Here is a 14,462-nt window from a genome sequence, read left to right on the forward strand (position 1 = left end):
GGAGCGGAACATGAAGGGAGCGATCAAGCGCATAGGCGCCCTCTTTTATGCCCGTACCCTGGAGTTCGTGCGCGACAGGGCGGCCCTGGTCTGGAACCTGCTTTTTCCGCTCTTGCTGGTGATTGGCTTCTCCCTCATCTTCTCGGGCCCCCCCAAGCCGCTGGTACAGATAGGGGTGGTGGGGGAGCTGACGACGGCCTATCAGCCCCTGAGCCATATCCCGTTGCTCAAGCTCATCCCCTATGACGACGAGGCGAGGGGCGTCCTCAAGGTGCGCCATCATCAGCTGGACTTGCTGCTGGCACCGGCGCGCGGTCACTACTGGGTCAACCCGGATGCGCCCCAGGGGACCATGGCTGAATATCTGCTGCGCCAGGCGGTGCAGGAGCCCTTGCAAAGGGAGGCCCTGAGCGGGCGGGCCATTCGCTATGGCGACTGGTTGTTGCCCGGGGTGATCGGCATGAACCTGATGTTCTCCGGCCTGTTCGGGGTGGGGTTCGTCATAGTGCGCTATCGCAAGAACGGGGTGCTCAAGCGCTTGCGAGCCACGCCACTCTCGGCGGCCGAGTTTCTCTGCGCCCAGTTGCTGTCGCGGGTGCTGATCACCCTGGTGGTGAGCCTGCTGGTCTTCCTGGTGGCTTACTGGCTGCTGGATGTCCCCCTGCTCGGCTCTGGCTGGCTGCTGCTCTTCATCGCCCTGGTCGGCGGGACCGCCATGGCCTCCCTCGGGTTGCTCATCGCCGCCCGCATTCAGAATGAGGAGCTGGCGAGCGGTTTGCTCAATCTCATCAGCTTGCCCATGATGTTCTTATCCGGCGTCTGGTTCTCGCTGGAAGGATCTCCCCCCTGGTTGCAGGCCTTGGCGGCCCGCCTGCCCCTCAGCCAGATCATAGAGGCGGCCCGCGCCGTCATGCTGGAAGGGGCGGGCTGGCAGGCGGTGGCGGGGATGCTGGCCCAGGTCATGGTGTTTGCCCTGGTGTGCATCACGCTGGGGGCGGTGTTATTCAAATGGAGCGCAAAATGAAGCCAATACTGTGGTTGCTGCTGGTGGCGACGCTGCCGGTGGATGCCGGCACCCTGCGCTGCAAGAGCGCCCTGCTGACCGAGGGAGACACCACGGCCGAGCTGCTGATCCGCTGCGGTCAGCCGATGCTCAAGGAGGATCTGACCCGCTACGAGGAAAACGGCTTCGGGGCTAGGATGACGGTCAAGTATGCCGAACGCTGGACCTACAACTTCGGCAGGAGTGAATTCATGCAGTTCGTCACCGTCGAAAACGGCGTCATCACCGAGATTGAAGATGGCCCCCGCGGAGGTTGAACCGCCGAGTACCGACCCCGTGTCGGCGCCCTGATATTGAGGCGCCTTATCCCGACCTCGTTTCCCGCCAAAAGATAGGCTGCTGGAGCCTGATCTCCCTCCGCAATAGCGCCATATCGACGCTGCCCAATATTTGCCCCAGCTTCCCCGCCTTGGGGCTTGCCGATAGAAAAGTGAGTCTGATGAGTCAGTTGGAGTCCGATTTCGCTGCCCCATCCCGGTGCGCCCCATTTTTTTGTGAAAATAATCCTCACAGTGGGAATGGCCTTTAACAGCAGGCTATTTGGTGAATAAGGGTCTACTTTTGATTCTGAGAGTGCATATCACATCGTTCGAACATTTTGTGCTGTTGCACCACTATTGTGCCGGGTTGCACCGATTGACAGGTTTTTGAAGCGCTGGATAAGCTGCAAAAAAGCAGGGAAACGATGGCATCTTGCTCGGTTTGGGTGCCAATTCGAATCAAACCACAGGGAAGAGTGACATGAAGCAGATACACAAGGCAGGTATGGTGATAGTGCTGTCGCTGGCGGCAGCCAATGTCTGGGCAGAGGGGACCCTGGATGCCGTGAAGAAGAAGGGGTTCGTGCAGTGCGGGGTCGGTGATGGCCTGCCCGGGTTCTCCAACCCAGACGCCAAGGGCACCTGGACCGGGCTGGATGTGGATGTGTGCCGCGCCGTCGCCGCGGCCGTGCTCGGGGATGCCGGCAAGGTCAAGTATGTGTCCCTCACCGCCAAGGAGCGTTTCACCGCCCTGCAATCCGGTGAAGTGGATCTGCTGTCGCGCAACACCACCTGGACCCTGACCCGGGACGGCTCGCTGGGCCTGACCTTCGCCGGGGTGAACTACTACGATGGCCAGGGCTTCCTGGTCAACAAGTCCCTCGGGGTCAAGAGCGCCAAGGAGCTGGACGGAGCCGCCGTCTGCATCCAGTCCGGCACCACTACCGAGCTCAACCTGGCGGATTACTTCCGCGCCAACGGCGCCATGAAATATACCCCAGTGGTGTTCGACACCTCGGATCAGACCGTCAAAGGCTTCGAGGCGGGGCGTTGTGATGTGCTGACCTCGGATCAATCCCAGCTCTACTCCCTCAAGATCAAGCTGACCAAGCCGGAGGATGCCCTGGTGTTGCCGGAGGTCATCTCCAAGGAGCCGCTGGGCCCGGCGGTGCGCCAGGGTGACGAGCAGTGGTTCAAGGTGGTGCGCTGGAGTCTCTACGCCATGCTCAACGCCGAGGAGGCCGGGGTCACCAGCGCCAACGTGGACGAGATGCTCAAGTCCACCAACCCTGATATCCGCCGTCTGCTCGGGCTGGAAGAGCCCAAGGGCAGCGTGCTGGGGCTGGATGACAAGTGGGCCTACAACATCGTCAAACAGGTCGGCAACTACGGTGAGTCCTTCGATCGCAACGTCGGCGCCGGTTCTCCCCTCAAGATCGACCGTGGCATCAACGCGCTCTGGAACAAGGGCGGTCTGATGTATGCGCCACCCATCCGCTAAATAGACAGCTGTCGGGGGGCCTGGCCCCCCATTTTCCCCTTGCCCTGGCTTTGTCGGAGTCATCCTCATGGCGATACAAGCATCAAACCATAGGAAAGAACAGGGCCGCTGGTGGTATGACGCTAAGGTGCGGGCGCAGATCTTCCAGTGCCTGGCCATTGCGGCCGTTCTCGCGTTTCTGTTCTACATCATCAACAATGCCCTGACCAATCTGGCGACCCGTGGCATCACCACAGGTTTCGATTTTCTGGGCAACACCGCCGGGTTCGGCATCTTGCAGAGCCTGATCCCCTACGACGAGACCTATACCTTCGGTCGCACCTTCGTGGTCGGCCTGCTCAATACCCTGCTGGTCTCGGTGCTCGGCATCCTGTTTGCCACCCTGCTCGGCTTCGTGCTCGGGATAGCGCGTCTGTCCCGCAACTGGCTGGTGGCCAAGATAGCCACCGTCTACATAGAGACGTTCCGCAACATTCCGCTGCTGCTGCAGATCTTCTTCTGGTACTTCTCGGTGCTGCGCACCCTGCCATCTCCCCGCGAGAGCGTGGAGCTGGGAGGGCTCGCCTTCTTGAACGTGCGGGGCTTCTATCTGCCCAAACCCTTGTTTGAAGAGGGATTTGGCTATGTGATCTGTGCCCTGCTGCTGGCAGTCGTCCTGAGCTGGGGGCTGAGCCGCTGGGCAAGGCGCCGTCAGGCGCTGACCGGCAGGATCTTCCCGTTCTGGCGCTGTGCGGCCGCTCTGGTGATCCTGCTCCCCGCCATCGTCTTCCTGCTGGCAGGCAGCCCGCTCTCCTGGAGTGTGCCCATACTGCAAGGCTTCAACTTCCGGGGCGGCTTGACGGTACTGCCCGAGCTCGCGGCGCTGCTGCTGGCGCTCACCATCTATACGGCGGCCTTCATCGCCGAGATAGTGAGATCCGGCATACTGGCCATCAGCAAGGGGCAGACCGAGGCCGCTTCCGCCCTCGGGCTCTCGCCCACCAAGACGCTGCGGCTGGTGGTCATTCCCCAGGCGATGCGGGTCATCATTCCCCCGCTGACCAGCCAGTACCTGAACCTCACCAAGAACTCCTCGCTGGCCACCGCTATCGGTTATCCGGATCTCGTCTCTGTGTTCATGGGCACCACCCTCAACCAGACCGGGCAGGCCATCGAGGTTATCGCCATGACCATGGGGGTCTATCTCATCATCAGTATTACCACCTCAGTCCTGATGAACATCTACAACCGCAGGATGACGCTGGTCGAGCGCTAGGGAGTTGTCATGTTTGTGAACGAGTTGCAGGAGGCGCTGCCGCCTCCCAATCATCGCCGGGGGCTGGTCGCCTGGATCAGGCAGAACCTCTTCCCCAACTGGTGGAACGGCCTGCTGACCCTGGTGCTGGCCTACCTGCTGCTGCCACTGCTCTGGTCTGCGCTGGACTGGGCTATCTTCTCCGCCAACTGGCAGGGAAGCAGCCGTGCCGACTGCACCCAGGGCGGGGCCTGCTGGGTCTTTATCGAGAGCCGTCTGGGGCAATATCTCTACGGCTTTTACCCGGTCGACCAGTATTGGCGCATCAATCTGGCTTTCGCCGGCCTGGCCGTGCTGCTGGCGCTGCTGATCTGGCCGCGCACCCCGCGCAAGGGCTGGCTGGCGCTCTTCACCCTGCTGGTGTTCCCTGTCATCGCCTTCGTGCTGATCCACGGCGGGGCCGGTCTCGAGGTGGTGGAAACCAACCGTTGGGGCGGCCTGATGCTGACCCTGGTGCTGGCGGTGGTGGGCATAGTGGTTGCCCTGCCATTCGGGATCCTGCTGGCGCTGGGACGCCGATCCCACATGCCGGTCATCTCCAGCCTATCCACTGTCTACATCGAGTTCTGGCGGGCGGTGCCGCTCATCACTGTGCTCTTCATGGCCTCCGTCATGCTGCCGCTGTTCATGACCAGCGAGGTGGAGCTCGACAAGCTGCTGCGGGCGCTCATCGGCATCATTCTGTTCCAGGCGGCCTATGTGGCCGAGGTGGTCAGAGGGGGGTTGCAGGCGATCCCCAAGGGGCAGTACGAGGCGGGTGAAGCCTTGGGGCTCTCCTACTGGAAGGTGATGGGACTGGTGATCATGCCCCAGGCCCTCAAGATCACCATTCCCTCCCTGGTGAACACCTTCATCTCCCTGTTCAAGGACACCAGCCTGGTGCTGATCATAGGGCTGTTCGATCTGCTGGCCATCTCCAAGGTGGCGCTGGCGGATCCGGCCTGGCTGGGTTTCTCAACCGAGGCCTATGTGTTCATCGCCATGATCTTCTGGATGTTCTGTTTTGGCATGTCCCGCTACTCCATCTATCTGGAGCGCAAACTCAACACCGGTCACAAGCATTAGGAGTAGTTTCGAGATGAAAACGGACGCTGTGGTAGAACTCAAGGACGTCAACAAGTGGTACGGTGAGTTTCATGTGCTGCGCAACATCAATCTGCAGGTGGGCAGGGGGGAGAAGATCGTCATCTGCGGGCCCTCTGGCTCGGGCAAGTCCACCATGATCCGCTGCATCAACCGGCTGGAGGAGCATCAGAGCGGTGACATCCTGGTCAAGGGCACGGCCCTGACCTCGGATCTCAAGAACATAGAGACGGTGCGCCGTGAGGTGGGCATGGTTTTCCAGCACTTCAACCTCTTCCCCCACCTGACGGTGCTGGAGAACTGCTGCCTGGCCCCCATCTGGGTCAAGCAGTTGCCACGCAAGGAGGCCGAGGAGATCGCCATGACCTTCCTGCGCCGGGTCAGGATCCCGGAGCAGGCCCTCAAGTACCCGGGCCAGCTCTCCGGTGGCCAGCAGCAACGGGTCGCCATCGCTCGCAGTCTCTGCATGAATCCCCAGGTGATGCTGTTTGACGAGCCGACCTCGGCGCTGGATCCCGAGATGGTGCGCGAGGTGCTGGATGTCATGGTGGAGCTGGCCCACGAGGGGATGACCATGCTTTGCGTCACCCACGAGATGGGCTTTGCCAAGCAGGTGGCGGACAGGGTGATCTTCATGGACCGCGGCCAGATCATCGAGGAGAACGTGCCGGATCAGTTCTTCGACCATCCCCAGTCGGAGCGGACCAAGCTGTTCCTCTCCCAGATCCTGCAGCACTGATGCGGATAAGGCGCGGCCCATCCCATGGAAAATAGCCCGCACGCTCGGTGAGCGGCGGGCAAAGACATGCATGAAAGCAGACTACAGACGGAAAGGAGTATGTCAGCCCGGCAACAGGGTGGTGGTGCGCAGATCGCGCACGGCCAGGTTGATCTGCCGGGCCAGGCTCAACGCCTGACGGCAGTCCAGCGTCTTCACATCGATGACTCCCCCCTTAAACTCGAATCGTCCCAGTGCTTCGACCATGAAGCTGCCGTGATGGAAGCTTTTGATATAGCGGGCAATTCTACGAGGAGACAACTGCTTGAACACCTTCATGGCAAGACACCCTGTTGTTTGGACAGGGCACACTATGCCGCCTCACCGTGACACTGATGTGACACTTGATAAAGGTTTGTATGAATCCTTGTTGCGGTGCGCTGGCGTCCTGCTCCCGGTGTAGAAAAAGTAGTGCCGCCCCTGACCCCGGCCCCGATATACTGCGTCCATCGCTGTATGGACAAAGGTGCCGCACGTGGAGTGGGTGGACGTAGTAGACGAGCAGGACAGGGTGATCGGAGTGGCCGATCGAACCCGGGTGCGTCAGGAGAACTTGCGCCATCGCGCCAGCTATATCCTGGTGCTCGATGAGGTCGGGCGCGTGCTGGTGCAGCGGCGCACCCCGAGCAAGGATTTTTGCCCCGGCATGCTGGACGCCTGCGCGGGTGGCGTGGTGACCACTGGGGAGGCGATGGAGCCCTCCGCCCGGCGCGAGCTGGCCGAGGAGCTGGGGATCCATGACGTGCCCCTGCACGACTTCGGCACCTTCTACGCCGAGGGGGAGGCGAGCGGGGGAGGTTATCGGGTCTGGGGGGGTCTGTTCAGCTGCCAGTATCAGGGGCCGCTGCAACTCCAGGCGGAGGAGGTGAGCGAGGTGCACTGGATGAGCCTGGCCGAGATAGCCGAGCGGGCCGCCGAGTTCACGCCGGACTCATTGCTCGCCATCGCCACCTGGCAGGCGCGACGCTCGCAATAAGGGCGAGGTGCGGGCGGCGACAGGGGAGCCGGTGTCGTCTCTTTCCGGCTTGGAGTAGACTGGGCCTCTTTCAATCACTTAAGGACGAGACATCATGATCACGGTCGGACAATCCCTGCCAGCGGGGGAATTTACCTTCATCACCGCCGAAGGCAAGCAGGTGCAGGACAGCCAGGCCCTGTTTGCGGGCAAGAAGGTGGTGTTGTTCGCGGTGCCGGGGGCCTTCACCCCCACCTGCTCCAACGCCCATCTGCCGGGCTATGTGGTGCTGGCGGATCAGTTCAAGGCCAAGGGGGTCGATGCCCTCTATTGTCTCTCGGTCAACGATGCCTTCGTGATGAAGGCGTGGCAGGCGGCCCAGAATGCCGACGCCATCACCATGCTGGCGGATGGCGACGGCAGCTGGACCCGGGCCCTGGGCCTGGCCAAGGAGACCGGCGCCTTCGGCGGCCTGCGTGCCCAGCGCTTTGCCCTGATCGCCAATGACGGCGTGGTCGAGCAGCTGTTCGTGGAGGCCCCCGGCAAGTTCGAGGTGTCGGATGCCGAGAGTCTGCTGGCCGCCTTGTGAATTGTTAATCGTCGTTTGATTTCAGCTTGAAATAGCAAGGCGGCTCGATACACTGAGGCCGCGTTTGGATGGAGCCAGGCTAGCCGCCTGGCTCTCGTGTTTGCAGCCGATGAGATGGAAGAATATGACCCTGGCTTTTGTTGCCCTGATTGCAGGACTGGCGTTGCTGGTCTGGAGTGCGGATAAATTTGTGGATGGCGCCGCCGCCACCGCTCGTTATGCCGGCATGCCGCCGCTGCTGATCGGCATGGTGATCATCGGCTTTGGTACCTCGGCCCCCGAGATGGTGGTCTCGGCCCTGGCATCCATGCAGGGTAATCCGGGCCTGGCCCTGGGCAATGCCTATGGCTCCAACATCACCAACATCGCCCTTATTCTCGGACTGACAGCCCTCATCAGCCCCATCGCCGTCTCCTCCCAGGTGGTGCGCAAGGAGATCCCCATATTGCTCGGCATCACCCTGCTGACCGGTGCCTTGCTCATCGATGGTCACCTGGGGCGTGGTGATGCGCTCATTTTGGGTGGCGTCTTCATCATGCTGCTGGGCTGGTCTATCTGGGCCGGGATCAAGGGGAAGGGAGACGCCCTGGACGCCGATGTGAATGTGGAGATCGACAGCGAAGCCATGCCGCTCAAGAAAGCCATCTTCTGGTTGATCGTGGGTCTGGTTCTCCTGGTCGGCGCTTCCCGCCTACTGGTGTGGGGCGCTGTGACCATAGCCCAGGCATTTGGCATCAGCGATCTGGTCATCGGTCTGACCATAGTGGCGGTGGGCACCTCGCTGCCTGAGCTGGCCTCCTCCCTGATGGCCATCAAGAAGAAGGAACATGACTTGGCGCTCGGCAACGTGCTCGGCTCCAACCTGTTCAACACCCTGGCCGTGGTCGGCATCGCCGCTGGCATAGCGCCCCTGGATGTGGAGCCTGCGGTGCTCTCTCGCGACTGGAGCCTGATGATGGGGCTGACCCTGCTGCTGCTGGTGATGTGCCTGGGCCGCAAGGGACAGGGCCGCATCAACAGGGTGGAAGGGGGCATCTTGCTCTGCATCTTCGTCGCCTATACCGGTTGGCTGTTGACCAGCCAGTTCTGATGTAGGGCAACGATGCACACAAGAAGGGGAGCCAATGGCTCCCCTTCTCTATATCGCTGGCGTGATCAAGCCGTTCAGGCCACCGCCACCAGTTTCTGCTTCTGGGCGCTGTCCAGAATGAGGATGCTCGCCTTGGGGAAGAAGTTGAAGGTGGAGGCCGACGCCCAGGTGTAGGCCCCCATCACCCGGCCTATGACCAGCTCGCCGATGGCCAGATCCGGCAGCATGATGCCGTCGCGAATCACGTCCACGCTGTCGCAGGTGGGGCCGGAGAGCACGGCATTGTGCAGCGGGCCTTGGGCGTAGGGGGTGCTCACCGGGTAGGTAACGTGGTCATAGAGCTGGCCGTTGTAGCTGCCGTAGAGGCCGTCATCCAGGTAGTACCAGATCTTGTCGCCGCGGTGGGCCTTGCCCATCACGCTGGAGACCGAGGTCATGGCCGGCGCGCTGATGAAGCGGCCCGGCTCGGCGATCTTCTGCACAGTGGCGGGCAGCTTGGCCAGCGCCTCGCGGATCGGGGCGCAGAAGCCGTCGATGTCGAACTCGCCACCGTCATAATCCACCGGGAAACCGCCACCGATATCCAGCACCCAGGGCTTGAGCCCCAGATCCCAGGCCTGCTCCATGATCTCGCGGCAGGCGTCGATGGCCTGCACGTGGCGACGGGCGTGGGGCACCTGGGAGCCGACGTGGAACGACAGCCCCATCACCTTGATCCCCTTGGCCTGGGCCAGTTGCAGCAGCGGCAGTGCCTGCTCCGGGGTGCAGCCGAACTTCTTGGAGAGATCGACCTTGGTCTCGGGATTCGGGAAGCTGACGCGCAGCAGCAGCTTGACCTCATCCTTGTAGGGCAGGAACTTCTCCAGCTCCAGCGGGTTGTCATAGACAAACACGGTACAGCCGAATTCCAGCGCATAACGGATGTCGCTGTCGCGCTTGATGGGATGGGTGTGAATGCAGCGTCCCGGGCGAACCCCTTGGCTGCGCACCAGATCCACTTCGCCATTGGTGGCCAGATCGAAACAGGCCCCCTCTTCCTTCAAGACAGAGACCACAGCCTCATGGGGCAGCGGCTTGAGTGCATAGTGCAAGCGCACATCGGGCAGGGCGGCGGCCAGGGCCCGATACTGTTTGCGGACGGCTGCCTTGTCGAGCAGCAGCAGGGGGGAGCCAAATTGTTCAACCAGCTGACGGTAATCTTGTGCGACCAGGGTCTCGTTCATTCTCTTTTGATCATCCTTAGGGGGCGTGATATGCCCAAGCCATATGCGATTGAACCGGCGACGGCCGGCTCAGGCGAGTGGTCCGGAGGGACCGACCAGGCACAATGCATAACTCCCTCGCAAAGTGCTTAGTTATGCGCGGGATTATCGACTTATTGAGTTTGTGTGCAAGCATTTTGATTGGATATGTTGGCAAGTATTTCTGGTCGAGACGAAACATCATCTTGATATGGGACAGTCTGCCCCTGTCGGTGCGCGCCATTGGCAGAGAAAATCTCATAAGCTATTGATAGTTAACGAACATTTAACATGTGTTCCGCTCATGGCCGGGACAGAAAAAAGCGGCGCCGAGGCCGGCCGAGTGGGAGACAGCTCACATTTTTTCGATTAACATGCCCGCTTCCTAATCCAAACTAGTTCGGATGAAGGTAGCAGGAGAGCGATGGGGGACCATCCACCGAAGAAGTGAATCTTTCAGGTACCGGGCAACCGGTGTGGACTGCTACTGGACGATACTCTGGAGAGACCCGTTAGATCGGGCGCCGAAGGAGCAAGGCACCATGACGACCCGCAAGGGCGGCTGGCGCCGGAAACTCTCAGGCAAAAGGACAGAGGGGATGGGATGGTTGTACCTGGGCTTGGCCCGCATCCGATCGCCTCTGGCCGATCGCGACACCTATGGGAAGATCATCCTTCTCCTCCTTAATCGTTGTTTTTTAAGGAGGATGCATGTCATCAATTCAATCGGCGCTCGCCGCCATCGATAGCTTTGTCTGGGGTCCGCCCCTGCTGATCCTGCTGGTCGGGACCGGCATCTATCTCACCCTGCGTCTGGGTCTGCTTCAGCTGGTGCGCTTGCCGCTCGCCCTGCGGTTGGTCTTTGGCCGCGATCAGGGTCAGGGCAAGCAGGGGGATGTCTCCAGCTTCGCCGCCCTCTGCACCGCGCTCTCTGCCACCATCGGCACCGGCAACATCGTCGGTGTTGCCACCGCCATCAAGCTCGGCGGCCCCGGCGCCCTGTTCTGGATGTGGATGGCGGCCCTGTTCGGCATGGCCACCAAGTACGCCGAGTGCCTGCTGGCGGTCAAATATCGCGAGCAGGATGCCAACGGTCAGATGGCGGGCGGCCCCATGTACTATCTGGAGAAGGGGCTCGGCTCCAAGCCGCTGGCCAAGCTGTTTGCCCTGTTTGGTATAGGCGTCGCCTTCTTCGGTATCGGCACCTTCCCCCAGGTCAACGCCATCTCCGACGCCATGAGCCTCTCCTTCTCGGTACCCCGGGAGGCGACCGCAGTGGTGCTGACCCTGATAGTGGCCCTGGTGACCCTGGGGGGTATCCAGTCCATCTCCAGCGTGTCGAGCAAGGTGGTGCCCTTCATGGCCATCTTCTACATCCTCGCCTGCGCCGGTGTGCTGGTGAACAACGCCGCCGCCCTGCCCGAGGCGATTACCCTGGTCATCAGCAGCGCCTTTACCGGCCATGCGGCCACCGGCGGCTTCGTCGGGGCCGGCATCATGCTGGCTATTCAGTCCGGGGTGGCGCGCGGTGTCTTCTCCAACGAGTCGGGGCTGGGCTCGGCCCCCATAGCCGCGGCGGCGGCCAAGACGGACTCCTGCGTGGAGCAGGGGCTGGTCTCCATGACCGGCACCTTCATCGACACCATCATCATCTGCACCATGACCGGCCTGACCCTGGTGGTGACAGGGGTGTGGAGCGGGGACTTGAGCGGCGCCGCCATGACCAGCCAGGCCTTTGCCCAGGGGCTGGATGCTCACATAGGCCAGTATCTGGTGAGCATAGGGCTGCTGTTCTTCGCCTTTACCACCATCCTCGGCTGGAACTATTACGGCGAGCGCTGCACCGAGTACCTGTTCGGGGTCAAGGCGATCAAGCCCTATCGCCTCATCTATCTGGTGCTGGTGGCGAGCGGTGCCTTCCTCCATCTGGACATGATTTGGCTCTTGGCAGATATCGTCAACGGCCTGATGGCGGTGCCCAACCTCATCGGCCTCATCGGCCTGCGCCACGTGGTGATCGCCGAGACCCGGGCCTACTTCAGCCGGGGTCAGGATAGTGAAGCCGAGCCGGAGCCGCAGACGGCCTGATTTGAGCGCTATTGAAAACAAGAAAGCCACGACCCGGGTCGTGGCTTTCTTGTTGGCGTCATCGCAATGAGTGTGGGGGGGCCTAGAAACCGGCCAGCAGCGCCTGCAGTCGCCGCCAAACCTGCGTCACCAGATCCTCGGGACTGCCCTGCCAACCGATCTGTTGTGCCAGGGTGGTGGAGGTGCCGGGTGCAAAGCGCAGCTCCCCGCCCGCCAGCTCGTAGAAGCGGCTCGCCATCCGGGTACCCTCGTCCACATCACCCGCCACCAGCAGCATGGCCTGGGCCAGCACGGCGCCCTGGTGATCCTGGCCCGGCGCCAGCCAGCGCTGGGCGGTGCCGGTGATCTTGCGACCCCCGATCACCAGATTGTACTGGCCGTCGCAAAAGGATCCGGGCACGAAGTCATAGTTTCCTTCAAGGCCGTGCTCCTCCAGCAGGGCCAGCAGCGGCGCCCCCAGCAGCCGGTAGTAGTGAGCCAGATCCGTGGTGGTGCGGGGCAGCAGCAGGGAGAGGTTGAGGATGCCGGCCCCGTGGGGCACTGCGGTGCCGCCGCTGTCGCGCACATGGACGGGCCAGCCTTCGTTGGCGAGCTGCTCGCAGGCCGCCTGATAGCGGGGCAGACGCATGTCCTTGCGGGTGACGATGAGGCACTGGGGTGCCTGCCAGAGGTGGGCACGCGCCAGGCCGTCACGGGCACAGTCCCGAAGCCAGCGTTGCTCCTCGGCCAGTATCTGATCCGGGGTGTGGCGGGTGGGCAAGGAGGGAAGCAGGGCATAGGGCATCAAGGGCATCAAGGGCATCAAGGGCATCAAGGGCATCAAGGGCATCCTGGGCAGAGGCTGCCGAGCACAGTACCCGTGGCGGCAAACAAGGTAAAGCCCCGCACGGCGGGGCGCTACCTGTTTGTTGACGAGAGAGTCAGGCCTGCGCGGCGGCGCGCCTGGGCAGCAGCAGGTTCATGATGATGGCGGTCAGACCGCCGGTGGCGACGCCGTAGGAGAGCACGCTTCTGGCCAGCTCCGGCAGGTGTTGCAGCACCTCCGGCACCTGCGCGACCCCCAGCCCCATGGCCAGCGACACCGCCAGTATCATCAGGGCGCGGCGGTCCAGCTCCTCGCGGGAGATGATGCGCACCCCGGCGGCGGCGATGGTGCCGAACATGACGATGGTGGCGCCCCCCAGCACGGGCTCGGGGATCTGCTGCACCAGGCTGGCGACCGCCGGGAAGAGGCCGAGCAGGGCCAGCATGGCGGCGATGAAGAGGCCGACATGGCGGCTGGCGACCCCGGTCAGCTGGATGACGCCATTGTTCTGGGCGAAGGTGGACATGGGGAAGGTGGAGAAGAGAGCCGCCAGCATGGAGTTGGCGCCGTCGGCCAGCACGCCCCCCTTGATCCGCGCCATGTAGACGGGCCCGTCCAGCGGCTCGCCCGAGATATCCGAGGTGGCTGTCATGTCGCCGATGGCTTCCAGCGCCGTCACCACGAAGATGATGGCGAGCGGCACGAACAGCTGCCAGTCAAAGCCGATGCCGTAGTGAAGCGGGATGGGCACCATCACCAGGGGGCCCTCGAAGGTGGGAGGGCTGACCTTGCCCAGCAACAGGGCGACGGCGTAGCCCGCCAGCATGGCAATCATGATGGCGGAGAGGCGCAGCCAGGGGTTGCGGCTGCGCTGCAGCAGCACGATGAGGCCGAGCACCAGCAGGGAGAGGAAGAGGTTGCTGTGGCTGGCGAAGCTGCCGTCAGAGAGGGCAGCATAACCGCCCCCCATGCTGATGAGGCCCACCTTGATCAGGGTCAGGCCGATGAGCAGCACCACTATGCCGGTCACCAGGGGGGTAATGATGCGCTTGACCAGATGGAGGAAGCGACTCATCACCACTATGGTGAGGGCCGCCGCCAGCATGGTGCCAAACAGGGTGCCCAGCAGATCCTCGGTGGGCATGGCGGCCTGCTTGAGGGCGAGACCGGAGGCGATGATGGGGCCGAGGAAGTTGAAGCTGGTGCCCTGCACCGACAACAGGCCCGAGCCGAGGGGGCCGAAGCGGCGGGTCTGGATGAAGGAGGCGATGCCGGACATGACCAGGGACATGGAGACGATGTAGCGGGTGTCGGCGGCGGGGAGGCCGAGGGCATTGGCGATGATGAGGGGTGGGGTGATGATGGCGACAAACATGGCGAGCATGTGCTGAAGGGCGGCGAACAGGGTCTGGGGCAGGGGCGGGACCTCGTCTATGCCGTAGATGAGTTCGCTGTGGGCTCGCCTGGGGGGATGGGTCTCTGGGGTCGCGCGCACGGCGGCAGCCTGTTCCATAAATACCTCTAAGTGTGGGGAGGGGGAGAAAATTGGGCGCTATTCTAGTGGCTGAACCTGGGCTGACCAGCGCTAATTGGATCAATCAAGGGTTTATTTTTCGATGGGTTGAAACGTTTGCGCGCGGCGATTATGATCCGCCGGTTTGTGTGAGGCAGTTCTCGTTATAAATGGGGGACATGCTGATGCATCCCGTGAGGGA

The 14,462-nt window shown here is 62.3% G+C and carries 14 protein-coding genes and 1 riboswitch; of the genes, 10 read left to right on the forward strand and 4 right to left on the reverse strand.

Annotated features, from left to right (window positions below):
• Nucleotides 1–10 precede the first annotated feature (10 nt).
• From WIR04_RS05780 to WIR04_RS05805, 6 genes are all read left to right on the forward strand, one after another.
• Entirely contained in the window at nt 11–1,024 is a 1,014-nt protein-coding gene (locus WIR04_RS05780; protein WP_338891161.1) for an ABC transporter permease, read from the forward strand.
• Complete coding sequence (locus tag WIR04_RS05785) at nt 1,021–1,320, forward strand: DUF2845 domain-containing protein (RefSeq protein WP_139438182.1); 300 nt, start codon at nt 1,021–1,023, stop codon at nt 1,318–1,320. The genes WIR04_RS05780 and WIR04_RS05785 overlap by 4 nt, the downstream gene beginning before the upstream one ends.
• A 484-nt stretch (nt 1,321–1,804) precedes the next feature.
• The gene (locus WIR04_RS05790) at nt 1,805–2,824 is read left to right on the forward strand and encodes an amino acid ABC transporter substrate-binding protein (protein WP_025327839.1); all 1,020 of its coding nucleotides are present in this window, start codon (nt 1,805–1,807) and stop codon (nt 2,822–2,824) included.
• Between the two features lie 67 nt (nt 2,825–2,891).
• A complete protein-coding gene (locus WIR04_RS05795) occupies nt 2,892–4,079 on the forward strand; it encodes an amino acid ABC transporter permease (protein ID WP_338891166.1) in 1,188 nt (395 codons plus the stop codon).
• 9 nt (nt 4,080–4,088) lie between these two features.
• Entirely contained in the window at nt 4,089–5,183 is a 1,095-nt protein-coding gene (locus tag WIR04_RS05800) for an amino acid ABC transporter permease (protein WP_025327837.1), read from the forward strand.
• 13 nt (nt 5,184–5,196) lie between these two features.
• A complete protein-coding gene (locus WIR04_RS05805) occupies nt 5,197–5,940 on the forward strand; it encodes an amino acid ABC transporter ATP-binding protein (protein WP_005328952.1) in 744 nt (247 codons plus the stop codon).
• Between the two features lie 102 nt (nt 5,941–6,042).
• Here the strand turns inward: WIR04_RS05805 and WIR04_RS05810 are convergent, their stop codons facing one another.
• Nucleotides 6,043–6,258 (reverse strand): DUF1107 family protein, encoded by a 216-nt coding sequence (locus WIR04_RS05810; protein WP_025327836.1) that lies wholly within the window; start codon nt 6,256–6,258, stop codon nt 6,043–6,045.
• Nucleotides 6,259–6,454: 196 nt separating this feature from the next.
• Between WIR04_RS05810 and yfcD the strand changes: the two genes are divergently transcribed.
• From yfcD to WIR04_RS05825, 3 genes are all read left to right on the forward strand, one after another.
• On the forward strand, nt 6,455–6,955 hold the full coding sequence (gene yfcD, locus WIR04_RS05815) for an NUDIX hydrolase YfcD (protein WP_338891170.1): 501 nt from the start codon (nt 6,455–6,457) through the stop codon (nt 6,953–6,955).
• Nucleotides 6,956–7,049: 94 nt separating this feature from the next.
• Nucleotides 7,050–7,523 (forward strand): peroxiredoxin, encoded by a 474-nt coding sequence (locus WIR04_RS05820; RefSeq protein ID WP_338891172.1) that lies wholly within the window; start codon nt 7,050–7,052, stop codon nt 7,521–7,523.
• Between the two features lie 124 nt (nt 7,524–7,647).
• Nucleotides 7,648–8,613: a calcium/sodium antiporter gene (locus tag WIR04_RS05825; RefSeq protein ID WP_025327833.1), complete on the forward strand. Its 966-nt coding sequence runs from the start codon at nt 7,648–7,650 to the stop codon at nt 8,611–8,613.
• Nucleotides 8,614–8,687: 74 nt separating this feature from the next.
• Here the strand turns inward: WIR04_RS05825 and WIR04_RS05830 are convergent, their stop codons facing one another.
• On the reverse strand, nt 8,688–9,836 hold the full coding sequence (locus WIR04_RS05830) for a type III PLP-dependent enzyme (protein WP_025327832.1): 1,149 nt from the start codon (nt 9,834–9,836) through the stop codon (nt 8,688–8,690).
• A 507-nt stretch (nt 9,837–10,343) separates the two neighbouring features.
• A riboswitch (glycine riboswitch) is annotated at nt 10,344–10,458 on the forward strand.
• 107 nt (nt 10,459–10,565) lie between these two features.
• On the opposite strand from WIR04_RS05830, the gene WIR04_RS05835 reads away from it, so the two are divergent.
• Nucleotides 10,566–11,942 carry a sodium:alanine symporter family protein gene (locus tag WIR04_RS05835; protein ID WP_338891175.1) on the forward strand — a complete coding sequence of 459 codons (1,377 nt, stop codon included), beginning with the start codon at nt 10,566–10,568 and terminating at the stop codon, nt 11,940–11,942.
• Between the two features lie 82 nt (nt 11,943–12,024).
• Here the strand turns inward: WIR04_RS05835 and WIR04_RS05840 are convergent, their stop codons facing one another.
• Nucleotides 12,025–12,726, reverse strand: a complete 702-nt coding sequence (locus WIR04_RS05840) for a lipoyl protein ligase domain-containing protein (RefSeq protein ID WP_338892468.1) — start codon at nt 12,724–12,726, stop codon at nt 12,025–12,027.
• A gap of 136 nt (nt 12,727–12,862) precedes the next feature.
• Nucleotides 12,863–14,260 carry a nucleobase:cation symporter-2 family protein gene (locus WIR04_RS05845; RefSeq protein ID WP_338891176.1) on the reverse strand — a complete coding sequence of 466 codons (1,398 nt, stop codon included), beginning with the start codon at nt 14,258–14,260 and terminating at the stop codon, nt 12,863–12,865.
• Nucleotides 14,261–14,462: the final 202 nt, after the last annotated feature.

The sequence above is a fragment of the Aeromonas rivipollensis genome, from assembly GCF_037811135.1.
Lineage (GTDB): Bacteria > Pseudomonadota > Gammaproteobacteria > Enterobacterales > Aeromonadaceae > Aeromonas > Aeromonas rivipollensis.